Origin of the sequence: Sporichthya polymorpha DSM 43042 (assembly GCF_000384115.1) — a bacterium.
Lineage (GTDB): Bacteria > Actinomycetota > Actinomycetes > Sporichthyales > Sporichthyaceae > Sporichthya > Sporichthya polymorpha.
In genome coordinates this window covers 5,296,231-5,323,172 of sequence record NZ_KB913029.1, presented here as the reverse complement: position 1 = coordinate 5,323,172, position 26,942 = coordinate 5,296,231, and the positions used below count along the sequence as shown (strand labels likewise).

The following is a 26,942-nucleotide window of genomic DNA, read 5'->3' as shown; positions in this document are numbered from 1 at the left end:
CCCTAGTTTTCCCCAGTACCGCCCGAGCGGGGTGCGGGCGGTCCCTCCCGGCGGCTGGATGTGCTGGACGGCACACCCACCTGCACGGTCTCGACCTGCGTGTCGCTGCCGTCGCCCTCGGACCGGACCCACACCGTGCGCTGCGGGAACGGGATCTCGACGCCGGCCTCGTCGAACGACGCCTTGATGGCCTCGCGGAGCAGGCGGGCGGCCTTCCACTGCTGGAGCGGGACGGTCTTCACGACCAGGCGGACGACGACCGAGTCGGCGGACAGGGCCTCGACACCCCACACCTCGGGCTTGTCCATGGCGATCGCGGCGTTCTCCGGCTTCGAGAACACCTCGTTGGCGGTGCGCAGCAGCAGCTCACGGACCCGCGAGACGTCCTCGTCGTACGCGACGTCGACGTCGACGACCGCCCGCGCCCAGCCCTGACTCTTGTTGCCGACGCGGAGGATCTCGCCGTTGCGGACGTACCAGACGGTCCCGTTGACGTCCCGCAGCCGGGTGACGCGCAGGCCGATCGACTCGACCGTTCCGCTGGCGTCGCCGAGGTCGGTGACGTCGCCGACGCCGTACTGGTCCTCGATGACCATGAAGATGCCGGAGAGGAAGTCCTTGACCACGGACTGGGCGCCGAAGCCGAGCGCGACGCCGATGATCCCGGCGCTGGCGATCAGCGGGCCGATGTTCAGCCCGATCTCGGACAGGGCCATCAGCATCGCGAGGGTGTAGATCACCCCGGTCGCGATGCTGCGCAGCACGGAGGAGACCGTCGCGGCCCGCTGTGCCCGGCGTTCGCTGGCCAGCGTCCCCTCGGACTCCGCCTCCTCGCCGTTGCGGCTCAGGTGATGCCAGCCCCGGGCGAAGTTCGGCTGGGCGACGCCGTCGGCGAGCCGGCGGCACATGCGCCCGATCGCGCGGTGGACCAGCTTCCGGATCAGCCACGCGGCCAGCAGGATCAGCAGGACCTTGGCCGGCTTGGCGATCAGCCAGTCCGAGGACTCGGCGAGGGTCTCGTTCTTCCCGAGGTTGTCGTAGACCCAGCGGCAGAGCGTGCCCTTGCTCTCGACGCCCTGGAAGCAGGCGCGTCCGTCGGTGACCAGCAGGGACGGCTCGGGGCTGGGGCCCGGATCGGCGACTCCGGGCGGGGCCAGGGGGAGGGTGGACCAGAAACTCATGCGGTACCCCTGCCCCGGTCAGGTCGTGGCAGACCCGCCTTCCGCGCGATTTTGCGAACGCGGCCGGCTCCGGTTGCCCACCCGCAGGACCTCGCCGTTGCGGACGTGCCACAGGACGTCGTCCGGGTCGCGGATGCTCGTGATGCGCAGACCCACCGACTCGACGACGCCGACCGTGCCCTCGAGGTCGACGACCCCGAGGTCCACCTCGTCGCCGACGCCGTACTGATCCTCCAGCAGCATGAACATGCCGGACAGGAAGTCCGTGACCACCGACTGCGCGCCGAATCCCGCGGCGACGCCCATGATCCCGGCGCCGGCGATCAGCGGACCGATGTTGAAGTCGAGCTCGTCGAGGGCCATCAGGGCGACGAGGACGAAGATGACGACGGTCGTGATGCTCTCGAGCAGCGAGCCCAGCGTCGCGGCACGCTGGCGGCGGCGGCGCTTGGCCGTCGCCGTCTCGGCGACGCCGTCGGCCAGCACCGGGGCCCGGTTCAGGAACCGCCCGATCGCGCGGTGCAGCAGCCAGCGCAGGACGAGACCGAAGCCGATGATGACGACGATGCGCAGCGGTTTCGTGATCAGCCAGTCCGAGGACTGGGCGAGCCAGTCCGAGCCGGTCCAGTCGTAGATCTTCTTGCACAGCGAGTCCCGCGCCTCACGGAAGCACGGCACCACCTCGCCGGTCGTCCCCGGCGCCGGTTCCGGTCCCGGGTCGGCTGCACGGGTCATCGGAACGTCGGCCCACCGGTGTGGGCGGCGGTGAACGTCAGGGCGTCGACGCTCACCTCGATCGCGCGGGACAGGGCCCGGGCCCCGTGGCCGACGTCCTTCTCCCGGCGGACCAGGATCGGGGCGTCCCCGCTGGTCGCGTGCTGCAGGGCCGCGGCGAACTTGCGGGCGTGCAGGGTGTCGACGCGGGTGTCCCCGTCGAAGACCGTGAGCAGCAGCGCCGGGTAGGCGACCCCGTCGCGCACCTGGTGGTACGGCGAGTACGAGAGCAGCCAGCCGAGCTGCTCGGCGTCGGCCGCCGAGCCGTACTCGACGTTCCAGGTCTCGCCGAGCCCGAACAGCTCGTACCGGACCATGTCGAGCAGCGGGGCGGAGCAGACCACCGCGGCGTAGAGGTCGGGCCGCTGCGTCAGGGCGGCGCCGACGAGCAGGCCGCCGTTCGAGCCGCCGGAGATCGAGAGCTGCGCCGGGGTCGTCCAGCCGTGCTCGACCAGCCACTCGGCCGCGGTGTGGAAGTCGTCGAAGACGTTCTGCTTGGAGCCGAGCATCCCGGCGCGGTGCCAGTCCTCGCCCTCCTCGCCGCCGCCGCGGAGGTTGGCGACGGCGTAGACGCCGCCGGCCTCGACCCAGGCGAGGATCCCGGCCGAGTACGCCGGGGTCAGCGAGATGCCGAACCCGCCGTAGCCGTAGAGGGTGGTCGGCCGCGGGCCGGCGACGTCGGGCGTCTCGCCGGTGCGGTACATGACGAACATGCGGACCTGCGTGCCGTCCCGCGAGGTGTAGACCACCTGCTCGGTGGTGACGTCGGGGACGTCGACGACACCGGGCGCGCTGGCCCACAGCGACGTCGTGCCGGTCCGGGCGTCGAAGCGGTAGACCGACGACGGCGTCGTGTGGTCGGTGTAGCCGAACCACGCCTCGTGGCCGCCCTCCGGCCGCTCGCTGACGCCGGAGATCGAGCCCAGCCCGGGCAGCGGCACCTCGCCGCGGCGCTCACCGGTGGCGAGGTCGTGAAGGGTCAGCTCGCTGACCGCGTGCCGGGTCCACGCGCACAGCAGGACGGGGCTCTCGCCGAGCTCGGGCCCGTCGAGGATCGCGTAGCCCTCCAGCACCGCCTCGGGGTCCTCGGGAATCAGGTCGCGCCAGTGCTCCGCGGTCGGGGCGTCCGGGGTCGTGACGCACAGTCGACCGCGGCGGGCATCGAGATCGGTGAAGACGTAGAGCCGGCCGTCGCGCGCGACCTCGATGCCGGTCGAGGCGTCGACGTCGTTCTGCACGACGAGGAGTTCGGGCTGCTCCAGCGGCGAGGCGGAGAGGTCGGCGAGCCAGACGTCGTTGCGTGGCGCCGTCCCGGTGTTCGCGGTGATCGTCAGCCACCGGCCGTCGCGGCTGACGGAGACGCCGTAGTAGTTCCGCTTGTCGAGCCCCGCGCCGAAGATCTCGACGTCGGTCTCGGGATCGGTGCCGACGCGGTGCAGGTACACGCGGCGGTGGTACTGCTCCTCACCGGCCGGCACGAGGTCCGGGGCGAGCCGGCGGACGTAGTAGAACGCCTTGCTGTCCGGCATCCAGGCGACGGGGGAGTAGCGGCCGCGGTCGATCGGGCCGTCGACGAGCTCACCGGTCGCGACGTCCATGACCCGCAGCACCGACTCCTCGGTCCCGCCCGCGGAGAGCTGGTAGGCGAGGTACTTGCCGTCCTTCGACGGCTGCCACGCGTCGAGGGTCGTCAGGCCCGACGGGTCGATCTCCATCGGGTCGAGCAGGATGCGCTCGCCTCCTCCTTGGTCGAAGGGGTCGACGGTCACGAGCACCGCGTGCTCCTGCTCGGCGGTGCGGCGCATGAAGAACTGCCGGTCTCTGCGCCAGGCCGGCGCGCTGACGACGCCGGCGCCGAGCAGCTGGGTCAGCCGCGCCCGCAGGCCGTCCGCGCCGGGCCAGGTCGCGCGGTGCGCGGCGAACAGCTCGTCCTGCGCGGTGGACCAGGCTTCGGTCCCGGGGTCGGCGGGGTCCTCCAGCCAGCGGTACGGGTCGGCGACCGAGTGACCGTGAAGGTCCTCGACGATGTCCTGGCGGCGGGCGGTGGGGTAGTCCGGTCGAGGCATGACCCTCAACTTAGAGGGCTGAGCTCACTCGCCGCCGCTGACCCGCTCGGCACCTGCATAGACCGTCATGTGATCGCCCCGCACGAAGCCGACGAGCGTGATGCCGCTGTCCTCGGCGAGCTCGACGGCCAGCGTCGAGGGGGCCGAGATCGCCGCGACGACGGGAACCCCGGCCATCGCGGCCTTCTGCACCAACTCGAAGGAGGCCCGGCCCGAGAGCATCAGGACCGACCCGGCCGCGGGCACGAGGCCGTTCAGCAACGCCCAGCCCAGCACCTTGTCGACCGCGTTGTGGCGCCCGACGTCCTCGCGGGCGACGAGCAGCTCCCCGTCGGCGGTGAACAGACCCGCGGCGTGCAGACCGCCGGTGGCGTCGAAGATGCGCTGCGCCTCGCGCAGCCGGTCCGGCAGTGCCAGCAGGGTCGCCACGTCGACCCGGACCGGGTCACCGGCCGGCGAGAACGCGGTCCTGGTGCGGACGGCGTCGAGCGACGCCTTCCCGCAGACTCCGCACGAGGACGTCGTGTAGAAGTTGCGCTCCACCCCGGGGCCCGGGACTGGCACTCCGTCCGCGAGCGCCACGTCGAGGACGTTGTAGGTGTTGCGGCCCTTGTCGTCGACCCCGTCGCAGTACCGGGCCGTCACGACGTCGTCGACCTTGGTGATCACGCCCTCACTGAGCAGGAAGCCGTGCGCGAGTTCGACGTCCGCGCCGGGGGTGCGCATCGTGACCGCGAGCGAGCGACCGCCGACCCGCAGCTCCATCGGCTCCTCGGCCGCGAGGCTGTCGATGGTCGACGTCCGCCCGGTCGGCGTGACTCGGGTGACCGAACGTCGACCGGTGACCCGGCCCATCAGGCTCGCAGGCGCTCGACGGCGGCGCGCACGAGCGAGTCGTCGACCTCGCCCGCGGACTCGGCGGCGAGCAGGGTCGTGCGCATGCGCGGGTCCCAGAACATGCGGATGTGACTGGCGATGGCCTCGGCGGCCACGTCCTGCGGCTTGTGGCGGAACTGGTCGGCGATCTCGCCGGCCAGACGCACCTCGGGCCGGATCGTTCCCTCGCTCACACGACCGCCGGTTCCGCGGTGTCGACGGTCGAGGCCGGCGCCGTCGCCAGCGCCACCTGAACCGCCGTCACTTTGTACTCGGGGCAGTTCGTCGCCCAGTCCGAGTTCTCCGTCGTGACCACATTCGCTCCGCTGAGGGGGTGGTGGAAGGTCGTGTAGCAGACCCCGACCGGCATGCGCTCGGAGAGCACCGCGCGCAGCTTGGTCTCGCCGACCCGGCTGGCCAGCGTGACCAGGTCGCCGTCGTGAATCCCGCGAACCTCCGCGTCGTGCGGGTGGATCTCCAGCACGTCCTCCGGGTGCCAGGTGACGTTCGCCGTCCGCCGGGTCTGTGCCCCGACGTTGTACTGGGACAGGATGCGCCCGGTCGTCAGGATCAGCGGGTATTTGCGGGTGCTGCGTTCCTTCGTCGGCACGTAGGCCGTCGACTGAAACGCGCCCTTGCCGCGGGTGAACTCCTCGACGTGCATGACCGGCGTGCCCAGCGGGTGCTGGTCGTCGCACGGCCACTGCACCGACCCGACGCGGTCGAGCAGGTTGAAGGAGACGTTGGCGAAGGTCGGCGTCGTCAGCGCGATCTCGTCCATGATCTGCGCGGCGCTGTCGTAGTGCATCGGGTAGCCCATCGCGTTGGCGATGTCGCAGACGATCTCCCATTCGTGCTTGCCGGTGCGCGGCTCCATGATCGGGCGGACCCGGTTGATCCGGCGCTCGGCGTTGGTGAACGTGCCGTCCTTCTCCAGGAACGAGGTGCCCGGCAGCAGGACGTGCGCGAACTTCGCGGTCTCGTTGACGAACAGGTCCTGCACGACGAGCAGGTCGAGCGACGAGAGCGCCGCGTGCACGTGCTGGGTGTTCGGGTCGGACTGTGCGACGTCCTCACCCTGGACGAACAGGGCGCGGAAGCTGCCGTCGACGGCCGAGTCGAACATGTTCGGGATCCGCAGCCCGGGCTCGGGCAGGATCGGGACGCCCCACAGCTTCTCGTAGACGCCGCGCACGTCGTCGCGGGAGACGTGGCGGTAGCCGGGCAGCTCGTGGGGGAACGAGCCCATGTCGCACGAGCCCTGGACGTTGTTCTGGCCGCGCAGCGGGTTCACGCCGACGCCGCTGCGCCCGATGTTGCCGGTCGCCATCGCCAGGTTGGCCATGCCCATGACCATCGTCGAGCCCTGGCTGTGCTCGGTGACGCCGAGGCCGTAGTAGATCGCGGCGTTCGGCGCGGTCGCGTAGAGTCGGGCCGCCGCGCGCACCTCCGCCGCCGGCACGCCGGTGACGGGCTCGAGCGCCTCGGGGGAGTTCGACTCGTCCGCGATGAAGGACTCCCAGTCCTCGAAGCCCTCGCAGCGGGCCGCGACGAAGTCGCGGTCGACCAGACCCTCGGTGACCACGACGTGCGCCATCGCGTTGACGATCGCGACGTTCGTGCCCGGGGCCAGCTGGAGGTGGTGCTCCGCGCGGATGTGCGGCGTCTTCACCAGGTCGATGTGCCGCGGGTCGACGACGAGAAGCTTCGCGCCCTGGCGCAGCCGCCGCTTCATGCGAGAGGCGAAGACCGGGTGGGCGTCGGTCGGGTTCGCGCCGATCACCAGAATCACGTCGGCGTCGGCCACCGAACGGAAGTCCTGAGTGCCGGCCGACTCGCCGAAGGTCTGCTTCAGCCCGTAGCCCGTGGGGGAGTGGCAGACCCGGGCGCAGGTGTCGACGTTGTTGTTGCCGAAGGCCGCGCGCACCATCTTCTGGACGACGTAGACCTCCTCGTTCGTGCAGCGGGAGGAGGTGATGGCGCCGATCGAGTTCTGGCCGTACCGGGACTGGATCTCGCGCAGTCGGTTCGCCGTGAACGAGATGGCCTCGTCCCAGCTGACGGTCCGCCAGGGATCGGTGAAGGAGTCGCGGATCATCGGCTCGAGCACGCGGTCCGGGTGGCTCGCGTAGCCGTAGGCGAAGCGGCCCTTCACACAGCTGTGGCCCTCGTTCGCCCCGCCGTTCTTCGACGGCACCATGCGGACGAGGCTGTCGCCGCGCAGCTCGGCACGGAACGAGCACCCGACGCCGCAGTACGCGCAGGTGGTCTCGACGGCGCGGGTCGGCATGCCGAGCTCGACGACCGACTTCTCCTGCAGGGCCGTGGTCGGGCAGGCCTGCACGCAAGCCCCGCAGGAGACGCACTCGGAGTCGAGGAAGTCGGTGCCGCCGGCGCTGACCATCGACTCGAAGCCGCGGCCCTCGATGGTCAGGGCGAGCGTGCCCTGTACCTCGTCGCACGCGCGGACGCAGCGGGAGCAGACGATGCAGGACTTCGGGTCGAACTGGAAGTACGGGTTGGACGCGTCGACCTCGGCGTCCTGGTGGTCGTGGCCGGGGCCGTAGCGGACGTGCACGAGGCCGACGGTGTCGGCGGCGGCGTGCAGCTCGCACGCGCCGTCCATGCAGTCGGCCGAGTGGTCGGACAGGTAGAGCTCGACGACGCCCTGGCGGAGCCGGTCGACCTTCTCGCTGCGGGTGCGCACGACCATGCCCTCGCCGCACGGCGTCGTGCAGGACGCCGGGGCGCCCTTGGCGCCGTCGATCTCGACGACGCACAGGCGGCAGGAGCCGAAGGCCTCGAGGGAGTCGGTGGCGCACAGGCTCGGGATCTCGATGCCCGCCTCGCGGGCGGCGCGCATCACCGACGTGCCCGGTGGCACGGCCACCGCCACCCCGTCGATCCTCAGGGAAACGGTCGCCTCGCCCTGGCGGGCGGGGGTGCCGAAGTCGAACTCCTGGAGCAGGCTCATGCGAAGTCCTCCCGGAAGTGTCGGACGGCGCTGCGCACCGGCAGGGGCGTCAGCCCGCCCATCGCGCACAGGGAGCCGTCGGTCATCAGCTCGCAGAGGTCCTCGAGCAGGGCGAGTTGGGTGCGGTCGCCGGCCCGGATGCGGTCGATCGTCTCGACGCCGCGCACCGCGCCGACCCGGCACGGGGTGCAGCGCCCGCAGGACTCCTCGGCGCAGAACTCCATGGCGAACCGGGCCATCTTCGCCATGTCGACGGTGTCGTCGAAGACGACGACCCCGCCGTGGCCCACCATCGCGCTCGCGGCGGCGAAGGCCTCGTAGTCCAGCGGCAGGTCGAACTGGCCCACCGGCAGGTAGGCGCCGAGCGGACCGCCGACCTGCACGGCCCGAACCGGACGCCCGGAGGCGGTGCCCCCGCCGAAGGTCTCGACGAGTTCGCCGAGCTTCAGACCGAACGCCGTCTCGAAGACGCCACCGCGGGCGACGTTCCCGGCGAGTTGGAAGACCTGCGTGCCGCGGGACCGGCCGACGCCGAGTGCCGCATAGGCCGCGGCGCCGTCGGCCAGGATCCCCGGGACCGAGCCGAGCGTGAGGACGTTGTTGATGACCGTCGGGCGGCCGAACAGGCCGGAGATCGCAGGGATCGGCGGCTTCGGGCGGACCAGCCCGCGCTTGCCCTCGAGGCTCTCGAGCATCGAGGTCTCCTCGCCGCAGATGTAGGCGCCGGCGCCCACGCGGACGGAGAGGTCGAAGGTCAGCCCGGAGCCGAGGATGTTCGGGCCGAGCCAGTTCGCGGCGTACGCCTCCGTGATCGCGGCCCGCAGGGTCTCGACGGCGTCGGGGTACTCGGAGCGGCAGTAGATGTAGCCCTCGCTCGCGCCGACCGCGTAGGCGGCGATCGTCATGCCCTCGATGAGGGTGAACGGGTCGCCCTCCATCAGCATGCGGTCGGCGAAGGTGCCGGAGTCGCCCTCGTCGGCGTTGGCGCAGACGAACTTCAGGCCGGGCGGCTGCTCCAGGACGGTCTTCCACTTGATGCCGGTCGGGAAGCCGGCGCCACCACGGCCGCGCAGGCCCGAGTCGGTCACCTCGGCGACGACCTCGGCCGGGGTCATCGACAGGGCGCGCTGCAGGCCGGCCAGGCCGCCGTGCGCGAGGTAGTCCGGCGCGGAGCGCGGGTCCACGACGCCGACGCGGGCGAAGGTGATGCGCTGCTGCGCCTTCATCCAGGGCAGCTCCTCGACGAGCCCGAGGGCCGCGCCGTTGCCGCCGATGCCCGCCAGCATCCCGCCGGCGAGCAGGCCGTCGACGTCCTCGGGGGAGACGGGACCGAACCCGACCCGCCCGTCCGGGGTGTCGACCTCGACCAGGGGCTCGAGCCAGAGCATGCCGCGCGACCCCGTCCGCACGACGCGGGTCCCGGGCGGGGCGAGAGCGGTGATGCGCTCGGCCACCGCGTCGGCGCCCACGGAGACCGCGGCGGAGTCGCGGGGGACGTAGACGGTGTGGTTCGAGGGGGAGAGCGCGGAACCCGTCATCGGAGGTCCCCCAGGAGCGCGTCGAGCCGGTCCCGGCTGACCCGGCCCTGGAGCTTGCCGTCGACCTGGATCGAGGGGCCGAGCGCGCAGTTGCCGAGGCAGAAGACCTCGTCGAGGGTGACGCCGCCGTCCGCCGTGGTCTCGCCGAAGCCGACACCGAGCCGCTGCTTCGCGTGCTCGACCAGGGCGTCCGCGCCGACCGCCTGGCAGGCCTCGGCCCGGCAGATCCTCAGGGTGGTGCGGCCGGGCGGAGTGGTCCGGAGGTCCCGGTAGAAGGACACCACGCCGTGCACCTCGGCGACCGAGAGGTTGAGCTCGTCGGCCAGGACCGGGACGAGGTCCGGGTCGAGAAAGCCGAACTCCGCCTGGACGGCGTGGAGGATGACGAGCAGGGGCCCGCGTTCGGTGGCGTGGTCCGCGGCGATCGCGCGGATGCGGTCGGCATGCGGTGGTGCCGGGGCGCGGAAGGTCATGGGCGGTCCTGCCGGGTCGGGTGTTCCACACTGCGCGACCGCAGAGCGGTGCAGCAAGCTCAACGTGTCGATCCGGCGATAGACGCTGTTTATCAGTGCACGTCAGCGGGCTATCCTCGTCGGGTGTCCGGCGACATCCTGCTGCGCCAGCTGGAGTATCTGGTGGCGCTGCACCGCGAGCAGCACTTCGGCCGCGCAGCGGCCGCGTGCCACGTCAGCCAGCCGGCGTTGTCGGCTGCCGTGCGCAAGCTCGAGCAGCAACTCGGCGTGCAGATCGTGCGCCGCGGTCAGCGCTACGGCGGTCTGACCGAGGAGGGCGGTCAGGTCCTCGGCTGGGCACACCGGATCCTCGCCGAGCGGGACGCGCTGCTGCTCGACCTGGACCGGCTGCAGCACGGTCTGACGGCGACCGTCCGCGTCGGGGCGATCCCCACCGCCGTGCCGATCCTGCCCGCCATCACCGTCGCTCTGACGGACCGTCATCCGCGTGCGCGGATGCGGATCGAGGTCCTGTCCTCCGCCGAGATCGTCCGGGGACTTGCCGAGTTCGAGCTCGACGCCGGGCTGACCTACCTGCCGGAGGAACCCGACGCGCACACCCGTGTCCTCCCGCTCTACCGGGAGCGTTACCTGCTGCTCACTCCGGACTCCGGTCCGCTGGCCGATCGTGAGGCCCTTATCTGGGCCGACCTGGCCGGCGTCCCGATGTGCGCGTTGTCCACGACCATGCAGAACCGGCGGATCCTCGACGCGGCGCTGGCCGAGGCCGGGGTGCGTGCCGACGTCGTCGTCGAGGCGGACACCGTCGAGTCGCTGTACGCCCACCTGCGCGCGCGGCGGTGGTCGAGCGTCGTCGCGCACCCGTGGGCGCAGAGCTACGGGGTCCCGGACGGGCTGCGGCTCATCCCGATCCGGCCGACGCCGCACACGCCTGCGGTCGGCCTGGTCACCGGCCATCAGCGACCGTCGACCCTCGCCGCCGCGGCGCTCCACGACGCGGTCCTGGCCGCGGACCTGGGGGCGCGGCTGGATCGGGCCGGCTAGATCAGGTCGACGGCCTTGAGGATCACCGGGTCGTCGACCTCGCCGGCGGCGATGCCGTCGCGGAGCAGCTTCTGCATGTGGGGGTCCCAGAACATCCGGATCTGGGCCGCGACCATCATCGCGGCCTTGTCCCCGGGCTTGTCCTTGTACTGGGCGGCGATGGCCATCGCCTGCTTGACGGCGGGCCGGGGCGGGGGCTTGGTGTTCACGCGATCACCGGCCCGGACGGGCCCGGGTGGGGGGTCAACGGTGGTCCGATCGGGGCATGGCCGCAATGTATATCGCCGCCCGGCCGCGTTCGCCGAGGTTGCAGTCGGTAATCGATGCCGCGTGGCGGAGCGAAACTTCTGGCCGAATCGGCGTTCGTCACCGACACTGGGGCTGCAGCCCGGCGCGTGCTCTGCGCCGGGTCTGATCTGCGAGGAGGCTCGCGTGGGCCACGCCCTGGTCCTGAACGCGACGTACGAACCGCTGTGCGTCGTGCCGTCCCGACGCGCCCTCGTCCTCGTCCTGAACCACAAGGCGAGCTCCGTGGAGGACTCCGGTTCGGTGCTGCACAGCGCCTCGGCCGCGGTTCCCTTACCAGCGGTGGTTCGTCTGCACCGCTACGTGCGGGTGCCCTATCGCGCCGGAGTCCCGTTGACCCGGCGCGCAATCTTTGCCCGGGACGGTGGCCGCTGCGTGTACTGCGGCGCCCCCGCCAACAGCGTCGACCACGTGATCCCGCGCAGCCGCGGTGGCCTGCACACCTGGGAGAACGTCGTCGCCGCGTGCCGGCGCTGCAACCACGTCAAGAGCGACCGCGAGGTCTCCGAGCTCGGTTGGGCCGTCCGCGTCGCGCCGCGCCAGCCGAGCGGCCCGGCCTGGCGGATCCTCGGCACCGGCCGGCACGACCCGCGCTGGCTGCCGTACCTGACCGGCTACGGCCGGGAGACGGTGCCGGGCGAGGCGACCGCCTGACCCGGGATACGGTCCGGCTGTGTCCGACGTTCCCGAGGTGCGGGTCAGTTGCTACGGCGCGTTGGCGAGCCGGGCCCGGACCCGATCGCTGACCGTCCGGGCGCGCACGCTCGGTGAGGCGGCCGCCGCCGTCGGTTTGGAGCTGAACCTGCACGTGGTGGCCGCGGTGAACGGCGAGCGCATCAGCCGCGACCCGGAGGTGCCGCTGGCGGCCGGGGACTCCGTCGCGTTCCTCTCCGCCGACGCAGGCGGCTGAGCCCGGTCCCAGCGCCTACCCTTCGGAGCATGGCTCCCGGCGGGTACTTCGGGGCGGCGCTCGTCCTCGACGTCAGCGCCGCCGGGGTCGAGGCGTCCCGCGAGGAACTCAGTGCCGACGTGCTGCGCGCCTACCTCGGCGGGGTCGGGCTCGGCACCTACCTGCTGCAGCGCCTGGGTCCGGCCGGCGTCGACCCGCTCGCGCCCGAGGCGCCGCTGGCCTTCGTGTTCTCCCCGCTGGTCGGGACGCCGCTGACGACCAGCGCCAAGTTCGCCGTCGTCGCCAAGTCGCCCCTGACGGGCCTGTTGACCGACGCTTTGGCCTCCAGTCAGTTCGCGATCGCCGGCAAGCTCACCGGGCACGACGCCCTCGTCGTCCGCGGCCGGGCGGACGGACTCTCCGTCCTCCTCGTCGACGCCGAGGGCGCGCGGGTCGAGCCCACTCCTGAACTGGCCGGCCTGTCGGCCGCGGCCGCCGAGGACGTGCTGCGGGAGCGCTTCGGGCGCGGTTGGCGCGCGGCGGTGATCGGGCCGGCGGGGGAGCGGGGCGTGCGCTACGCGACCGTCAGCCACGACGGGCGGCACGCCGGCCGCGGCGGGCTCGGGGCCGTGCTCGGCGCGAAGAACCTCAAGGCCGTCCTGGTCCGCGCGGCGGGGAAGGCCGCCGTGCACGACGCCGAGGCCGTACTCGCCGCCGCCCGCGACCTCCGCGAGCGCAGCTTCGGCCCGGCCACCGCGAAGTACCGCGAGCTCGGGACGCTGGCCAACCTGCTGGCGTTCAACGCGGTCTCGACGTTGCCGACGCGGAACTTCACCGCCGCCACCTTCGAGGGTGCGCCGAAGCTCGCGGCGGAGGAACTGCACGAGCTGCGGCTGGTGGCCCGCAACTCCTGCGCGTCCTGCTCGATCGGCTGCGAGCACATCTACTCCCGCAAGGGCGGCGGGTCGCAGCGGATGGAGTACGAGAACGTCTTCGCGCTCGGTCCGATGTGTGGCGTCTCCGACCCCGACGACGTCTTCGCCGCCAGCGCGAAGTGCGACGAGCTCGGCCTCGACACGATCTCGGCCGGGGGCACCGTGGCGTGGGCGATGGAGTGCGCCGAACGCGGGCTGCTCGACGAGCCGTGGCTGCGTTTCGGTGACGGGCCGGCGCTGCTGCGCGCGCTCGACGCGATCGGTGCGCGCTCGCCCGGTCTCGGCGAACTGCTCGCGCAAGGGTCACGGCGGGCGGCGGCACAACTGGGGCAGGGCTCCGAGGCCTTCGCCCTGCACGTGAAGGGTCTGGAGCTCCCGGGCTACGAGCCGCGGACGATGCAGGCCATGGGTCTCGGGTTCGCGGTGAACTCCCGCGGCGCCGACCACAACCGGTCCGGCGCCTACGAGGCCGACCTCTCCGGCGACCTCGACCGGCTCGCGGGAGCGGCTCCGCACGTGGCGGCGGCCATCGCGACCGAGGACCGCGCCGCGGTCATGGACTCGATGATTCTCTGCAAGTTCCTGCGCGGCGTCTTTACCGAGCCCTTCGCGGAGTGGGCGAACCTGCTGCGTCCGGTGACGGGCTGGGACGTCGACGCCGACGAGCTGCGCGCCACCGCGCGCCGCATCGTCGACGCGAAGCGGGCCTACAACCTCCGCGAGGGCGCCACCGCCGCGGACGACACGCTCCCGCCGCGCATCCTCTCCGAGGCGGTCGCGATGTCGTCGGGCCGCGAGGCGCGGCTCACCACGGAGCGCCTGCAGTCGATGGTCGCGGCCTACTACACCGCCCGGGGATGGGACGCCGAGGGCCGTCCGCCGACTGACGTGGCGTCAGCTGCTTCGGTCTGACGGGAGCTCTCGGCTCTGCCGGATCTCGACGAGGACCGCCTCGCCGTCCCCGGGTGCGTCGCCGCCCGCGTCCCCGGTCGGGTGCAGACAGGTCAGCAACCCCGTGGAGACGTGGACGTCGATCCGTGTGAGCGGGCCGAGCGGAATCCGGCGGCGCACGACGCCGGGGACGATGAGCGCCGCGGGTGGCGCGGCAGACCGGTGGGCCACACAGTGCTCCGGCCGCGCCACGTGCTCGCCCGGCCGCCCGGTGAGCGCGCTCGGCAGGTGGTTGACGAACCCGAGCAGACGGGCGGTGTCGAGGTCGACGGGGGTGTCGAGGACCTCGGCCGTCGGCCCGTGATGGCGGACCTGACCCTGGATCAGCAACGCCGTGGTGTCGGCGAGCGCGCGGGCCTCGTCGACGTCGTGGGTGACGAGCACGACCGCCAGCGACCGGCCCGAGAGCGCTGACCGCAGGTCAGCGAGGAGATCGGCCCGGGTCGGCGCGTCCAGTCCGGCGAACGGCTCGTCGAGCAGGAGCACTGCCGGTTCGGTCGCGAGCGCCCGCGCGATGCACGCCCGCTGCGCCTCCCCGCCGGACAGCGACCGGACGTCGCGGTCCGCGAGGTGGTCCAGCCCGAGGGCCGTCAGCCAGGGCCGGCTGCGTTCGGCCGCTTCCGCCGCCCCGGCCCCGCGGAAGCGCAGACCGCTCGCGACGTTCGCCGCGACCGTTCCCCGGCGCAGGATCGGCCGCTGCAGCACGGCGGCCGTCGCGGTCCGTGCGCGGGCCGGGGTGGCCGGGGCGCCGTCGAGCAGCACCTCGCCGGACACACGGTGCCGGCTGAGTAGTCCCAGGGCGCGCAGGAGCGTCGACTTCCCGGCGCCGTTCGGGCCGAGGACGGCCAGGCAGGTGCCGGCGTCGACCTCGAGGTGGGGGACGTGGAGCAGTTGCCGTGCGCCGCCCTCCACCCGCAGGTCCCGGCACGCGAGGGCGGGGCTCACCGGACACCGCCGCGCTCGGGTGCACGTTGTTGGGCCAGCACCAACGTCAGGTTCACCACGAAGGCGATCAGCAGCAGGATCAGGCCGAACGCGATCGCCAACGCGAACTGGCCGCGGCTGGTCGCGAGCACGGCCGCGGTGGTCAGCACCCGCGTCTCGCCGGCGACGTTCCCGCCGACCATCTGCGCCGCGCCCACCTCGCTGATGACCGCGCCGAACCCGGCCATCGCGGCGGCCAGCAGCGGCAGGCGCGCCTCGTCGAGGAGCGCGAGGAAGGCGCGGACCCGGCCGGCGCCGAGACCGCGCATCTGGACGAGGAAGTCGGGGTCGACCTGCACCAGCGCCGCGACCACCAGTGCCGTGACGATGGGGGTGGCGATCGCGGCCTGCGCCGCGATCATCGCCGTCGGGGTGTAGAGCAGGCCCAGACTGCCGAGCGGGCCGCTGCGCCAGAGCAGCACGGTGACGAACAGGCCGACCACCACCGGCGGCAGGCCGAGGCCGGTGTTGGCCATCGCGAGCACCATGCGTCGGCCGGGGAACCGGCCGAGGGCGATGGCGGCTCCGAGCGGGAGGCCCAGGCACACGGCGACGACGGTCGCGGTCAGTGAGATCCGCAGCGTCAGCGCGGTGATGGACCACGCTTCCTCGTCGCCCGTGACGAGCAGGCGCAGGGCATCGACGAACCCGTCGCCCAGGATGTCCACGGCGTCCCCGGCTCAGGCGGCCAGCTCGTCTTCGTCCCGTCCGGCGTCCGGGGTGAACAGCGCCTCGCCGTAGGTGTCGACGCCGAACCGGCCGATCAGCTCCTGCGCGGTCGCGCTGACGATCCAGTCCGCGAAGGCCGCTGCGCCGTCGGTCTGCACCCGGTCGCCGGCGCGCTCGGTCAGCTCGATGACGTGGTAGACGTTCAGCAGTTCCGGGCCGCCCGCACCGAGTTCGACGAGATCGACGGTGTCCCGCTGGCTGAGGAACGTCGCGCGGTCGGTGAGCGTGTACGCGTTGCGTTCGGCCGCGACCTGCAGCGTCGCGCTCATGCCCTGGCCGGTGGACGAGTACCACGAGCCCTCGGGCGCGATCCCGGCCTTCGCCCAGATCGATTTCTCCTTGGCGTGAGTGCCGGACTCGTCACCGCGCGAGATGAAGGGGACCTCGCCCTCCGCGATCGCCGTCAACGCGTCCGGGGGGTTCCGCTCGCCGATCTGCGCCGGGTCGTCCGGCGGCCCCACGATCAGGAAGTCGTTGTGCATCACGAGCAGCCGCCGCCCGGTCGTGCCCTCGGCGACCAACTCCTCCTCGGCCGTGGGGGAGTGCACCAGGAGGACGTCGGCCTCGCCGCGCCGACCCAGTTCGATCGCCTGGCCGCTGCCCACCGCCAGCGTCGTGACCTCCCACCCGGTGTCCCGGGTGAACGCCGGGAGCAGGTCGTCGAGCAGCCCGGAGTCCTGCGTGCTCGTGGTGGTGGCGAGGATCAGCTTCCGCGGCGACTCGTCGTCGTCCCCGCACCCGCTCGGGAGCAGGACCAGAGCCGCGGTCAGCAGGAGAGGGAGACCCCGTCGCATGCGGTGCGCCTTTCTGCACTACCTCAGATGGGTGCAACTCTAGACTCGGTCGCCGTGAGCCGATACCGCGAGATCTGCGTCGATCTCGCCCAGCGGGTCGCGAGCGGTGCGCTCGAGCCCGGGACCGAGCTGCCCGGCGTGCGCGAGCTCGCGCGTTCCTGGTCGACCACGGCCACGACGGTCAGTCGCGCGCAGCGCGAGCTGGCCGACGCCCGCGTGCTCGTGCTGCACGAACGCCGCCGGGCCCAGGTCGCACCCGGCGCCGCGCTCGCGGCGCGGGAGTTCCTGACCGGCCACGTCGTGTTCCGGCTGGTCGGCAGCGACGACCCGGCGCTGGATCTCGTCGCGCGGGGAGTGCCGGAGCTGGAGGTCCTGACCGGCCGGGGGAGCTTCGGCGGCCTCAGCGAGGTGCGGCGGGGGCGGGCGGACGGCGCGGCCCTCCATCTGCTGCACCGCACGGGTGTCTACAACGCGCCGTTCGTGCAGCGCCTGCTCCGCGATCAGGCCCCTCACCTGCTGCATCTCTGGCGCCGGGAGCAGGGACTGATCGTGGCGCCGGGCAACCCTGACGGCCTCCGGGACGTCGGTGATCTGACGGGCCGTCGCGTAGCCCTACGCCGTTTCGGCACCGGCACCCGGGTCCTCTTCGACCGGCTCGCGGTCGCCGCGGGGCTGGACCCGGACGGCGTGCACGGCCCGGAGGTCGAGACCCATCTGGAGGTCGCGCTCGCGGTCGCGACCGGCACCGTCGACGCGGGTCTGGGCGTGCGCTCGGCCGCTGTCGATCTTGGTCTCGACTTCGTCCCGCTGACCTGGGAGTCCTACGACGTGGGGCTGCCCGGTGCGGCTCTCGGGGCAGTGGCACCGCTGATCACCGCGCTCGGTTCCCCGGCGCTGCGGGCGGCCATCACGGCGCTCGGGGGCTACGACACCGCCGACTCGGGTCGGCTGGACGAACTCGACGCCATGGGCGAGCCCGCGATCCGCGGTTAGGCTTCGCGAGAAGAGCCCGTCCCTCGCCCCGGGAGGCTGCGATCACCGCCCTGCACGAGCCCGAGACCACGACCGTCCCGACCGTCGGTGTCACCATCGACGGCGTCCCGGTCACGGTGCCGGTCGGCACGACGATCTACGACGCCGCGCGGTCGGCCGGGATCGACATTCCTGTCCTGTGCCACAACGAGCGGTACGACCCGGTCGGCGTCTGCCGCATGTGCGTGGTGGACACCGGGGGTCGCGTGTTCGCGGCGGCCTGTGTGCGGCCGTGCGACGACGGCATGACGGTGCAGACCTCGACGCCGGAGCTCGAACGCAGCCGGTCGGTCCTGACCGAGCTGCTGCTCTCCGATCAGCCCCCGCGCGAGTCGGACCCGAAGCAGACGACGACGGCCGACAATCAACTGCTCGAGCTCGCGGACCGGTACGGCGTTGCGCGAGAGACGACCGACCTGCCGGTGGGCACCGGGCGGGGTACGGACGTGTCGAACCCCGTCATCGCGGTCGACCACGACTCGTGCATCCTGTGCGACCGCTGCGTGCGGGCCTGCGACGACATCCAGGGCAACGACGTCATCGGCCGCTCCGGCAAGGGCTACTCGACCCGGATCGCGTTCGACTTCAACGACCCGATGGGGTCGAGCTCCTGCGTCACCTGCGGCGAGTGCGTGCAGGCCTGCCCGACGGGCGCGCTGACCAACAAGGCCATCCGCTCGATCCCGATCCGGCCGCGGGAGCAGCTCGAGGCCGTCGAATCCGTCTGCCCCTACTGCGGCGTCGGGTGCGCGCTCACGTACTGGGTCGACCGCGAGCGCGGGGCGATCTCGTTCGCGGAGGGGCGGCCGCAGCCCGGGTCGCAGAGCCGGCTGTGCGTCAAGGGCCGCTACGGCTGGGACTACTCCGCCTCGCCCCAGCGGCTCACGAAGCCGCTGATTCGCGTCGACTCCTCCTACCCCAAAGGTCCGCTGTCCGCGGACGTCCGGGGTGAGAGCACCGGCAAGCGCGCCACGCAGCCACAGAAGGACGGGCGCCCGGGGAAGGACCGCGGCCGCAAGCCCGGTGGCCTCGTCGACTACGACGAGGTGATGCCGCACTTCCGGGAGGCCACCTGGGACGAGGCGCTCGACCTGGTGGCGCGGCGGCTCCAGGAGATCCACGCCGCCGGCGGGCCCGGAGCGATCGCCGGGTTCGGCTCGGCGAAGTGCTCCAACGAGGAGGCCTACCTCTTCCAGAAGCTGATCCGGGCCGGCTTCGGCACCAACAACGTCGACCACTGCACGCGGCTGTGCCACGCGTCCTCGGTGGCGGCGCTGTTCGAGGGCGTCGGCTCCGGTGCGGTGTCGACCACCTACGGCGACGTCGCCAACGCCGACGTCGCGATCATCACCGGTTCTAACCCGACCGCGAACCACCCCGTCGCGAGTTCGTTCTTCAAGCAGGCCCGGCGGCGGGGCACGACGATCATCTACGTCGACCCCCGTGCCTCGACGGTGTCCGAGCACGCCGACATCTTCGTCCAGCTCAAGCCGGGCACGGACGTCGCGTTCTACAACTCCGTGATGTGCGAGATCATCCGCCTCGGCATGACGGACCCTCAGTTCATCGCCGAGCGGACCTCGAACTACGAGGCCCTCGCGGCCACCGTCGCGGACTACCCGCCGGAGCGGGGCGAGCAGATCACCGGCGTCCCGGCCGACACGATCCGGGCCGTCGCCCGGGCGTGGGGCGAGGCCGGGTCCGCGGTCATCTACTGGGGGATGGGGATCTCCCAGCACACGACCGGCACCGACAACGCGCGGTGCCTGATCGCGCTGTGCGCGATCACCGGTCAGGTCGGGCGGCCGGGCACGGGGCTGCACCCGCTGCGTGGCCAGAACAACGTGCAGGGTGCTTCCGACGCGGGTCTGATCCCGATGTTCTACCCGGACTACCAGGGCGTGACGAAGGAGTCCGCGCGCGAGGTCTTCGAACGGGCGTGGGGCACCTCGCTCGACCCCAACCGCGGCCTCACCGTCACCGAGATCATCTCCTCGATCCTCGAGGGCGGGGTCCGGGGCATGTACATGCTCGGGGAGAACCCGTTCCTGTCGGACCCGAACACCAACAAGGTGCGCAAGGCGCTGTCGGCGCTGGAGTTCCTCGTCGTCCAGGACATCTTCCTGACCGAGACCGCCGAGTTCGCCGACGTGATCCTGCCCGCGACCTCCTACCTGGAGAAGGACGGCACCTACACCAACACCGACCGGCGCGTGCAGCTCGGCCGCAAGGTGCTGGACCCGCCGGGCGAGGCGATGGCGGACTGGTGGATCGTCCAGGAGATCGCCCGCCGCGTCGGGCTCGACTGGAACTACGGCTCGCCGTCCGAGGTCTTCGACGAGATGGTCCCGTTGATGCCCTCGTACACGAACCTGAGCTACGCGAACCTGGGATCGAGCGGCAAGCTCTACCCGAACGCCGACCCCGAGCACCTCGACGGCACCGTCGTGATGTTCGACGAGCGGTTCAACACCGAGGACGGCCTCGCCCACCTGGTGCCGGCGCAGTGGCTGCCGCCGAAGGAACTGCCGGACACCGAGTACCCGCTGGTCCTCAACACGGGCCGGCTGTTGGAGCACTGGCACACCGGGTCGATGACGCGACGCTCGTTCGCGCTCGACGCCATCGCGCCGGTGGCCGAGATCTACATGCATCCCAAGGACGCCGCCGACCGCGGGCTGGTGCACGGAGCCATGGCCCGGGTCCGTTCGCGCCGCGGCCAGATCGAACTGCAGGTCCGCATCAGTCACCGGGAGCAGCAGGGCAACGTGTTCATTCCCTTCCACTTCCGTGAGGCCGCCGCGAATCTCCTAACGATCGACGAGGTCGACCCGTTCGGGAAGATCCCCGAGTTCAAGTTCTGCGCCGTCCAGGTCGAGGCCGTCGGGACGACGGCGTGAAGGCCCCGCAGCGGGTCCCCGGCGTCGAGGCGCGCGCGGGCAAGTTCCCCGGCCCGTCGCTGATCCCCGCGCTCAACGCCATCCAGGCGCGCCTCGGCTGGCTGCCGCGCGAGGAGCTGGAGAAGCTCGCGCTCGACGCCCGTCGGCCCCGGTACGAGATCGAGGGCCTGATCTCCTTCTACCCGCACTTCCGGACCTCGCCGCCCCCGCCCGTGTCGGTCTCGGTGTGCCACGACCTCTCGTGCTTCCTGCACGACGGGGAGGCGCGGATCGCGGAGCTGAGGGAGCGTCACGGCGAGGCCGAGGACGTGGAGATCGTCGAGGTCTCGTGCCTCGGGCGTTGTGACTCCGCCCCGGCGTGCGCGGTGAACTCCCGCCCGGCTCCGATCACCGAGGTCGACGACCTGATCGCGGCCGCCCGGAATGCCGGCGTCGGGCACGCGGCCGCGAGGACCCGGTCGGAGCCCTGGCCGAACGACCCGTACCCGGCCGGATCCGGGATCGTCGAGCGCTACACCACCCTGCGCGCCCTGCTCGCCGGTGACCTCGCCCCGGACGACCTGGTGAGCGCGCTCAAGGACTCCGGGCTGCGCGGCATGGGCGGCGCCGGCTTCCCGACCGGCCAGAAGTGGGACCTGGTCCGTGGCGCCGAGGGGTCCGTCAAGTACGCGATCTGCAACGCCGACGAGTCCGAGCCGGGCACGTTCAAGGACCGTCAGATCCTCGCCACGCAACCGCATCTGGTGCTCGAGGGTCTGCTGTGCGGTATGGCCGTCATCGGGGCCGAGGAGGGCTGGGTCTTCATCCGCCACGAGTACGGGCCCGAGGAGCACGTCCTGCGCGAGGAGCTCGAGACGCTCCGGGCCGCCGGCGTCGTCGGGCCGGACTCGTGCGGCAGCGGCCGTCGGCTGAACGTCGAGATCTTCGTGTCCCCGGGCGGCTACATCCTGGGCGAGGAGACCGCGCTCATCGAGTGCATGGAGGGCCACCGCGGCGAGCCGCGGAACAAGCCGCCGTTCCCCGGCGTTCACGGCCTGCACGGTCGTCCGACGCTGATGAACTCGGTCGAGACCTTCGCCGACGTCCCGATCATCGCCCAGCGCGGTGCGCAGTGGTGGAAGGACCAGGGCCGCGGCGAGGCGGTCGGCTGGAAGTTCTTCGCGGTGTCCGGGCACGTGGAGCAGCCCGACGTCTACTGCGTCCCGATGGGGACGACGGTCCGCGAGCTGATCGACCTGGCCGGTGGCGTGACCGGCGGCCGCGGGGTCGGCGCGGTGCAGCCGGGCGGAGCGTCGAGCAACTTCATCGGGCCGGACCTGCTCGACCTCGAGCTCGACTTCGGCACCGCCGCTCAAGCCGGGACGATGCTCGGCTCCGGCGCGCTGGTCGTCCTGGCGGAGGGCACCGACGAGCTCGCGGCGGCGACCAACGTCCTGCGGTTCTTCCGCAACGAGTCGTGCGGCAAGTGCGTGCCGTGCCGGGTCGGGTCGACCAAGGCCCACGACATCCTGCGCGGGGTTCTCGACGAGGGCGTCCCGCTCGACGGGCCGCGGCGCGCGCGGATCATCGAGCTGGAGGAGGTCATGCGCAAGACCTCCATCTGCGGTCTCGGGCAGGTCGCGCTCGGCCCGGTGATCAGCGTGCTCGGTCTGGACAAGGGGGGAGCGGCCGCGCGCCCCCAGCCGAAGCCGGAGGGCGCGGCGGGGCAACCGGAGCGATGACGGGGCGGGAGTTCTTCACCGCCCGGACCGTCGCCGAGGCGCTCGCCGGTTTCCGGCCGGAGCGGCGGACCGCGGTGGAACCGGTGCCGCTCGACGGTGCCCTCGGTCGCGTCCCGGCCGCGGACGTGCGCGCGGACTCGCCCCTGCCCGGCTTCGCCCGCTCCACGGTCGACGGCTACGCCGTCCGGGCCGCCGACACCTACGGGGCGTCCGAGGGCCTGCCGTCCTACCTCGACCTCGCCGGGGCCGTGCGGATGGGCACCGCGCCCACGGTGACGGTCACCCCCGGGCACTGCGCGGCGATCCCGACCGGCGCCGTGCTGCCGCCGGGTGCGGACGCCGTGGTGATGGTCGAGTACACCGCCGAGACGATGCCGGGCACCGTGGAGGTCACGCGCCCCGTCGCCCCCGGCTCCGGCGTCGTGCAGCCGGACGACGACGTCGCCGTGGGCGCGGCGCTCGTGCCGGCGGGGCGGCCGTTGCGCGCCCCGGACCTCGGCCTGCTGGCCGCGGCCGGGGTGACGAGCGTCGACGTCCACGCCCGGCCGCGGGTGGCGATTCTCTCCACCGGGGACGAGGTGGTTCCCTCGGAGACCAAGGAACTGACGGTTGGTCAGGTGCGGGACGCCACCGCCAGTGCGCTGGCCGGGCTGGTTCGCGAGGCCGGCGGCGACCCGGTGTACGCGGGGATCGTTCCCGACGACGAGGGCGCGCTGCGGGCGGCGCTCGCCGACGCGCTCGGCACCGCGGACCTCGTCGTGGTGTCCGCCGGTTCCTCCGTGGGCGCGCGGGACGAGACCGCCGCGGCCGTGGCCGCCCTCGGCGAGGTGTGGTGCCACGGGCTCGCGCTGAAACCGGGGAAGCCGACGATGCTCGCCGAGTGCGCGGGTGTCCCGCTGATCGGGCTGCCGGGCAATCCGCTCTCGGCCCTGGTCGTCTTCCGCCTGCTCGGGGTGCCCCTGGTCTGGCGTCTCGCCGGGTGCGACCGGCCCCCGCCCACCCCGCGCGTCCGGGCCCGCCTTGTGCGCGACCTGCCCTCGGCCGCCGGCCGGCTCGACGTCGTCCAGGTGTCCGTGACCGAGGACGCGGACGGTACCTACCGGGCGGAACCGATCTTCGGTCCGTCCGCCCTGCTGTCCGTCCTCGCCCGCGCCGACGGTTACCTCCTCGTCCCCGAACCGGCCACCGGGCTGGACGCGGGTACGGACGTCGAGGTCGTCCTCCACGCGTGAACGCGCGACGCGCCGGGTATCGGCTCGGGGTGACAATCCCTGGCGGAAGGCATCGACTCGGCGCGGTCGCGCTGGCCGCTGTCCTGCTCGCCGGCTGCGGGTCCGGGGCCGAGACCCTGACCGCCGACGACGCGGCCGCCCTGCACGGCCGGGTGGACACGATCCGGACGGCGATCGCCGACGGCCGCACCGGAGCCGCACGCAAGGCCGTGGCGGACCTGCGCACCGCGATCCGCCGGCTCGCCGACACCGGCGAACTCGACCCCGCCGACGGCCTCGTGCTCCTCACCCAGGTGGACCGGATCGAGCAGGAGATCGCGCGGACCGCGACCCCGACCCCGGTCCCGACACCGACCCCCGCGCCCGCGCCGGACCCGGAGCCGCAGGACAACACGCAGCCGGAGCCGAAGAAGGACGGGCCGAAGGACAAGCCGAAGGGCCCGGGCAAGAACAAGGGCAAAGGCAAGGGCAAGGGCAAAGGCAATGGCTGACGCGGGGGCGGCGGCCGATGCGGGACCGGTGATCGTCGGCGCGCGGCTGGGGGACCGGTACACGCTGACCCGGCTGATCGGGACCGGCGGCATGGCCTCGGTGTGGGCGGCGCACGACCCGCGGCTGGAGCGCGAGGTCGCGATCAAGATCATCTCCGACACGCTCGCGCTCGACGCGACCTTCGTGGAGCGGTTCGCGCGGGAGGCCCGAATCGCGGCGGCGCTCGCCCACCCGCACGTGGTCAGCGTCTTCGACTACGGCGCCCACGGCGGCCGGCCGTACCTGGTGATGGAGTACGTCGCGGGCGGGACGCTCTCCGCGCGGCTCAAGGACGGGCGCCGCGACTGGGACCCGGCGACGCTGACGCGCGAACTGCTCGACGCGCTGGGCTACATCCACGCCGCGGGGATCCTGCACCGCGACCTCAAGCCCGCGAACGTCCTCGTCGGGGCCGACGGACGCGCCCGGCTCACGGACTTCGGCATCGCGCACCTCGCGGACGGCACGAAGCTGACCAGCACCGGGTACGTCGTCGGCACCGAGAAGTACCTCGCCCCCGAGGTGCGCCGCGGCGGGCAGCCGACGGTCGTCGCCGACCTGCACGGGCTGGGCGTCCTCCTGCGCGAGTGCGGGGTGGCGGAGGCGGGGCCGGTCTTCGCCGCGCTCGTCGACCGCCTCACCGACCCCGACCCCGCCCGGCGACCCCGCTCGGCGGCGGACGCCCTCGCGCTGCTCGACCGCCCCTCGGGCCCCGCCCCCGACCCCGATTCCGACCCCGGTCCCACGGTCGCGATGCCGGTGGGCGACCCCGCTCCGACCGAGGCCATGGCTCCCACGGAGGCGCTCGCTCCGACCGAGGTCGCTCCGACGGAGGCGTACCCGCCGCCGGACGCTCCGGCCGGGCGGCGGCCGTCGCGCGGGGCTCTGGCGGCCGCGGCGCTCGTGGTGGGGGCGGTCCTGCTCGGCGGGGCGCTCCTGCTCTCCGGCGACGACGGGTCGGACGGCCTGCGGACGCCGCCGGCCGGCGGCTCGGTGGGCGTACAACTCGACCAGCTCGACGAGGCGATCGACCGCGCCCGCCGGTAGGCGCGGGTAGCCTGCGCAACGTGCCGCCGTCGAGCCCCTTCCTCTCCGACGTGCCGGCGGCCGAGGCGCAGGCCGCCTGGCAGGCCGTCTGCGAGGCCGCAGGGTGTCCCGCGCTGACCGAGGCGGTGCCGGTCCCGGTGCAGCACGGCGTGGGCCGGGTGACGGCCGAGCCGGTCTGGGCGCGGCGCTCCTCGCCGGCGTTCGACTCCGCGGCGATGGACGGCATCGCGGTCCGGGCGGCGGACACCGTCGCGGCCACCGAGACCTCCCCGGTCCTGCTGGCTCCGGAGAGCTTCGTCGTCGTCGACACCGGCGACCCGCTGCCCGAGGGCTACGACGCGGTCGTCATGCGCGAGCACGTGCACCGGACCGCGGACGGAGCCGCTGAGCTCCGCGCGGCCGTGCCGCCGTACCAGCACGTGCGGTCGATCGGTGAGGACATCAGCGCGACCGAACTGCTGCTCCCGACCGGCCACCGGCTGCGCGCCGTCGACGTCGCGGCCGCCGCGGCCGCGGGCGTCACGGAACTGACGGTCCGTCGGAAGCCGGTGGTCGTCGTCGTCCCGACCGGGGACGAGATCCGTCCGATCGGCTCCGAGCTCGGCCCGGGCGACATCCTCGACACGAACTCACTCATGCTCGCCGAGCAGGCGAAGGAGTTCGGCTGGGAGGCCCGCACGACGCCGGTCGTCCCGGACGACCCGGACCGGATAATCGCGGCCCTGCGGCAGGCGGCCGCGGAGGCCGACCTCGTCGTCCTCGTCGCCGGGTCGAGCGCCGGCCGGGACGACTACACGGCCCGGGTCGTCGAGGCGGCGGGAACGCTCGCCGTCCACGGCGTCGCGGTGAAGCCCGGGCACCCGGTCGTGCTCGGTGCCGTCACCGAGGTCGGCGAGGGCACCCCGGTGCTCGGCGCGCCGGGTTACCCGGTCTCGGCAGCGCTCACGTTCGAGATCTTCGCGGCACCGCTGCTCTCGCGGCTGGAGGGCGCGGCTCCCCGCGAGCGGCCGTTCGTGCACGCCCGGCTCGCCCGCAAACTGGCCTCGACGCTGGGGAGCGACGACTGGGTGCGGGTCCGCCTCGGGAAGGTCGGCGGGGAGATCGTCGCGACGCCGCTGCCCCGCGGCGCCGGCGTCCTGACGTCGCTGGTTCGCGCCGACGGCCTGCTGGTCGTGCCGGCCGGGATCGAGGGCCACCACGCGGGGGAGCAGGTGCGCGTCAACCTGCTCCGGGGCGCGGAGGAGATCGGGCGGACCGTCGTCGCGATCGGCTCGCACGACCTCGTCCTCGACATCGCCGCGTCGCGGCTGCGTCAGGTGGACCCGCGGATCACGCTGGCGTCGTCGAACGTCGGCTCGCTCGGCGGGCTGGTCGCGATCCGCGACGGGCTCTGCCACCTCGCCGGCTCGCACCTGCTCGACCCGGAGACCGGCGAGTACACGTTGCCCTACCTCGACCGCCTCGTCGGCGACGGACCGAAGGTCGCGGTCGTCCGGCTCGTGCACCGCGATCAGGGCCTGATCGTGCCGCGGGGCAACCCGCTCGGCCTGGGTGGCATCGCCGACCTCGCCCGGCCCGGCCTGCGGTACGTGAACCGGCAGCGCGGCGCCGGCACCCGCGTCCTGCTCGACCAGGAACTCGCACGCCTCGGGATCGACCCGAGCGCGATCGCCGGGTACGGCCGCGAGGAGCACACCCACCTCGCGGTGGCCGCCGCGGTCGCGGGGGACCGGGTCGACACCGGCCTCGGGATCCGCGCCGCCGCGCGCGCGTTCGGTCTCGACTTCGTCCCGGTCGCGCAGGAGCCCTACGACCTCGTCCTGCGCGCCGACGCCGTCGACGACCCGCTGCTGGCCCCGCTGTGGGACCTCCTCGCCGACCCGGCGTTCCGGGCCGAGATCGAGGCTCTCGGCGGGTACTCCTGCGCCGAGACCGGGCTGCGCATCCGGTGAGCATCCGGTGAGC

22 protein-coding genes and 1 pseudogene are annotated in these 26,942 nt (G+C 72.9%); 11 read left to right on the top strand and 12 right to left on the bottom strand.

Going from position 1 to position 26,942, the window contains the following annotated elements; all coding sequences use genetic code 11:
• Window positions 1-2 precede the first annotated feature (2 nt).
• The 8 genes from SPOPO_RS0125675 to SPOPO_RS0125640 are packed head-to-tail and all read right to left on the bottom strand — an operon-like array spanning window position 3 to window position 9,882.
• A complete protein-coding gene (locus tag SPOPO_RS0125675) occupies window positions 3-1,181 on the bottom strand; it encodes a mechanosensitive ion channel family protein (RefSeq protein ID WP_019878078.1) in 1,179 nt (392 codons plus the stop codon).
• A gap of 18 nt (window positions 1,182-1,199) precedes the next feature.
• Window positions 1,200-1,916, bottom strand: a complete 717-nt coding sequence (locus SPOPO_RS31655; RefSeq protein ID WP_019878077.1) for a mechanosensitive ion channel family protein — start codon at window positions 1,914-1,916, stop codon at window positions 1,200-1,202.
• Window positions 1,913-4,021, bottom strand: a complete 2,109-nt coding sequence (locus SPOPO_RS0125665) for a prolyl oligopeptidase family serine peptidase (protein WP_019878076.1) — start codon at window positions 4,019-4,021, stop codon at window positions 1,913-1,915. The genes SPOPO_RS31655 and SPOPO_RS0125665 overlap by 4 nt, the downstream gene beginning before the upstream one ends.
• Before the next feature lie 24 nt (window positions 4,022-4,045).
• A complete protein-coding gene (gene fdhD, locus SPOPO_RS0125660) occupies window positions 4,046-4,876 on the bottom strand; it encodes a formate dehydrogenase accessory sulfurtransferase FdhD (RefSeq protein WP_019878075.1) in 831 nt (276 codons plus the stop codon).
• Window positions 4,876-5,091 (bottom strand): formate dehydrogenase subunit delta, encoded by a 216-nt coding sequence (locus SPOPO_RS0125655; RefSeq protein ID WP_019878074.1) that lies wholly within the window; start codon window positions 5,089-5,091, stop codon window positions 4,876-4,878. Before SPOPO_RS0125655 ends, fdhD begins: the two co-directional genes overlap by 1 nt.
• Window positions 5,088-7,871, bottom strand: coding sequence for a formate dehydrogenase subunit alpha (fdhF, locus tag SPOPO_RS0125650; RefSeq protein ID WP_019878073.1), 2,784 nt, complete (start codon window positions 7,869-7,871; stop codon window positions 5,088-5,090). The genes SPOPO_RS0125655 and fdhF (SPOPO_RS0125650) overlap by 4 nt, the downstream gene beginning before the upstream one ends.
• On the bottom strand, window positions 7,868-9,409 hold the full coding sequence (locus SPOPO_RS0125645; protein ID WP_019878072.1) for a formate dehydrogenase beta subunit: 1,542 nt from the start codon (window positions 9,407-9,409) through the stop codon (window positions 7,868-7,870). Before SPOPO_RS0125645 ends, fdhF (SPOPO_RS0125650) begins: the two co-directional genes overlap by 4 nt.
• On the bottom strand, window positions 9,406-9,882 hold the full coding sequence (locus tag SPOPO_RS0125640; RefSeq protein ID WP_019878071.1) for a formate dehydrogenase subunit gamma: 477 nt from the start codon (window positions 9,880-9,882) through the stop codon (window positions 9,406-9,408). The genes SPOPO_RS0125645 and SPOPO_RS0125640 overlap by 4 nt, the downstream gene beginning before the upstream one ends.
• Before the next feature lie 123 nt (window positions 9,883-10,005).
• On the opposite strand from SPOPO_RS0125640, the gene SPOPO_RS0125635 reads away from it, so the two are divergent.
• On the top strand, window positions 10,006-10,926 hold the full coding sequence (locus SPOPO_RS0125635) for a LysR family transcriptional regulator (protein ID WP_019878070.1): 921 nt from the start codon (window positions 10,006-10,008) through the stop codon (window positions 10,924-10,926).
• Here the strand turns inward: SPOPO_RS0125635 and SPOPO_RS0125630 are convergent.
• On the bottom strand, window positions 10,923-11,135 hold the full coding sequence (locus tag SPOPO_RS0125630) for a formate dehydrogenase subunit delta (protein ID WP_019878069.1): 213 nt from the start codon (window positions 11,133-11,135) through the stop codon (window positions 10,923-10,925). The two genes, SPOPO_RS0125635 and SPOPO_RS0125630, sit on opposite strands and share 4 nt — an antisense overlap.
• Window positions 11,136-11,358: 223 nt before the next feature.
• Between SPOPO_RS0125630 and SPOPO_RS0125625 the strand changes: the two genes are divergently transcribed.
• From SPOPO_RS0125625 to SPOPO_RS0125615, 3 genes are read left to right on the top strand one after another with little or no spacing between them, the layout of a single operon-like run.
• Window positions 11,359-11,886: an HNH endonuclease gene (locus SPOPO_RS0125625; protein ID WP_019878068.1), complete on the top strand. Its 528-nt coding sequence runs from the start codon at window positions 11,359-11,361 to the stop codon at window positions 11,884-11,886.
• A gap of 19 nt (window positions 11,887-11,905) precedes the next feature.
• A complete protein-coding gene (locus tag SPOPO_RS0125620) occupies window positions 11,906-12,142 on the top strand; it encodes a MoaD/ThiS family protein (protein ID WP_019878066.1) in 237 nt (78 codons plus the stop codon).
• 29 nt (window positions 12,143-12,171) lie between these two features.
• Complete coding sequence (locus SPOPO_RS0125615) at window positions 12,172-13,968, top strand: aldehyde ferredoxin oxidoreductase family protein (protein ID WP_019878065.1); 1,797 nt, start codon at window positions 12,172-12,174, stop codon at window positions 13,966-13,968.
• Here SPOPO_RS0125615 and SPOPO_RS31650 read toward each other — a convergent pair.
• The 3 genes and pseudogenes from SPOPO_RS31650 to SPOPO_RS0125600 form a co-directional block, all read right to left on the bottom strand.
• A pseudogene (locus SPOPO_RS31650) lies at window positions 13,951-14,928 on the bottom strand (ATP-binding cassette domain-containing protein); the annotation flags it as partial. The gene SPOPO_RS0125615 and the pseudogene SPOPO_RS31650 overlap by 18 nt on opposite strands.
• A 20-nt stretch (window positions 14,929-14,948) precedes the next feature.
• On the bottom strand, window positions 14,949-15,659 hold the full coding sequence (locus SPOPO_RS0125605) for an ABC transporter permease (RefSeq protein ID WP_019878063.1): 711 nt from the start codon (window positions 15,657-15,659) through the stop codon (window positions 14,949-14,951).
• A gap of 12 nt (window positions 15,660-15,671) precedes the next feature.
• Complete coding sequence (locus SPOPO_RS0125600) at window positions 15,672-16,514, bottom strand: ABC transporter substrate-binding protein (protein WP_019878062.1); 843 nt, start codon at window positions 16,512-16,514, stop codon at window positions 15,672-15,674.
• Between the two features lie 54 nt (window positions 16,515-16,568).
• On the opposite strand from SPOPO_RS0125600, the gene SPOPO_RS0125595 reads away from it, so the two are divergent.
• From SPOPO_RS0125595 to SPOPO_RS0125565, 7 genes are read left to right on the top strand one after another with little or no spacing between them, the layout of a single operon-like run.
• Complete coding sequence (locus tag SPOPO_RS0125595; RefSeq protein WP_019878061.1) at window positions 16,569-17,507, top strand: substrate-binding domain-containing protein; 939 nt, start codon at window positions 16,569-16,571, stop codon at window positions 17,505-17,507.
• Window positions 17,508-17,557: 50 nt separating this feature from the next.
• Entirely contained in the window at window positions 17,558-20,446 is a 2,889-nt protein-coding gene (gene fdhF / locus SPOPO_RS0125590) for a formate dehydrogenase subunit alpha (protein ID WP_084671552.1), read from the top strand.
• Window positions 20,443-22,167 (top strand): NAD(P)H-dependent oxidoreductase subunit E, encoded by a 1,725-nt coding sequence (locus SPOPO_RS0125585; RefSeq protein ID WP_019878059.1) that lies wholly within the window; start codon window positions 20,443-20,445, stop codon window positions 22,165-22,167. The genes fdhF (SPOPO_RS0125590) and SPOPO_RS0125585 overlap by 4 nt, the downstream gene beginning before the upstream one ends.
• Window positions 22,164-23,399, top strand: coding sequence for a molybdopterin molybdotransferase MoeA (locus tag SPOPO_RS0125580; RefSeq protein WP_019878058.1), 1,236 nt, complete (start codon window positions 22,164-22,166; stop codon window positions 23,397-23,399). The genes SPOPO_RS0125585 and SPOPO_RS0125580 overlap by 4 nt, the downstream gene beginning before the upstream one ends.
• Window positions 23,400-23,428: 29 nt before the next feature.
• Window positions 23,429-23,890: a hypothetical protein gene (locus SPOPO_RS0125575; RefSeq protein ID WP_156870245.1), complete on the top strand. Its 462-nt coding sequence runs from the start codon at window positions 23,429-23,431 to the stop codon at window positions 23,888-23,890.
• Complete coding sequence (locus SPOPO_RS31645; protein ID WP_084671549.1) at window positions 23,883-24,977, top strand: serine/threonine-protein kinase; 1,095 nt, start codon at window positions 23,883-23,885, stop codon at window positions 24,975-24,977. Before SPOPO_RS0125575 ends, SPOPO_RS31645 begins: the two co-directional genes overlap by 8 nt.
• A gap of 20 nt (window positions 24,978-24,997) precedes the next feature.
• A complete protein-coding gene (locus tag SPOPO_RS0125565) occupies window positions 24,998-26,929 on the top strand; it encodes a molybdopterin biosynthesis protein (RefSeq protein WP_019878052.1) in 1,932 nt (643 codons plus the stop codon).
• Window positions 26,930-26,942 lie beyond the last annotated feature (13 nt).

Excerpts from the sequence above, each read along its gene's own strand:
- SPOPO_RS0125675 (WP_019878078.1), bottom strand. The coding sequence starts at position 1,181 with ATGAGTTTCTGGTCCACCCTCCCCCTGGCCCCGCCCGGAGTCGCCGAT.
- SPOPO_RS31655 (WP_019878077.1), bottom strand. The coding sequence starts at position 1,916 with ATGACCCGTGCAGCCGACCCGGGACCGGAACCGGCGCCGGGGACGACC.
- SPOPO_RS0125665 (WP_019878076.1), bottom strand. The coding sequence starts at position 4,021 with ATGCCTCGACCGGACTACCCCACCGCCCGCCGCCAGGACATCGTCGAG.
- fdhD (WP_019878075.1), bottom strand. The coding sequence starts at position 4,876 with ATGGGCCGGGTCACCGGTCGACGTTCGGTCACCCGAGTCACGCCGACC.
- fdhF (WP_019878073.1), bottom strand. The coding sequence starts at position 7,871 with ATGAGCCTGCTCCAGGAGTTCGACTTCGGCACCCCCGCCCGCCAGGGC.
- SPOPO_RS0125645 (WP_019878072.1), bottom strand. The coding sequence starts at position 9,409 with ATGACGGGTTCCGCGCTCTCCCCCTCGAACCACACCGTCTACGTCCCC.
- SPOPO_RS0125640 (WP_019878071.1), bottom strand. The coding sequence starts at position 9,882 with ATGACCTTCCGCGCCCCGGCACCACCGCATGCCGACCGCATCCGCGCG.
- SPOPO_RS0125615 (WP_019878065.1), top strand. The coding sequence starts at position 12,172 with ATGGCTCCCGGCGGGTACTTCGGGGCGGCGCTCGTCCTCGACGTCAGC.
- SPOPO_RS0125600 (WP_019878062.1), bottom strand. The coding sequence starts at position 16,514 with ATGCGACGGGGTCTCCCTCTCCTGCTGACCGCGGCTCTGGTCCTGCTC.
- SPOPO_RS0125580 (WP_019878058.1), top strand. The coding sequence starts at position 22,164 with ATGACGGGGCGGGAGTTCTTCACCGCCCGGACCGTCGCCGAGGCGCTC.
- SPOPO_RS31645 (WP_084671549.1), top strand. The coding sequence starts at position 23,883 with ATGGCTGACGCGGGGGCGGCGGCCGATGCGGGACCGGTGATCGTCGGC.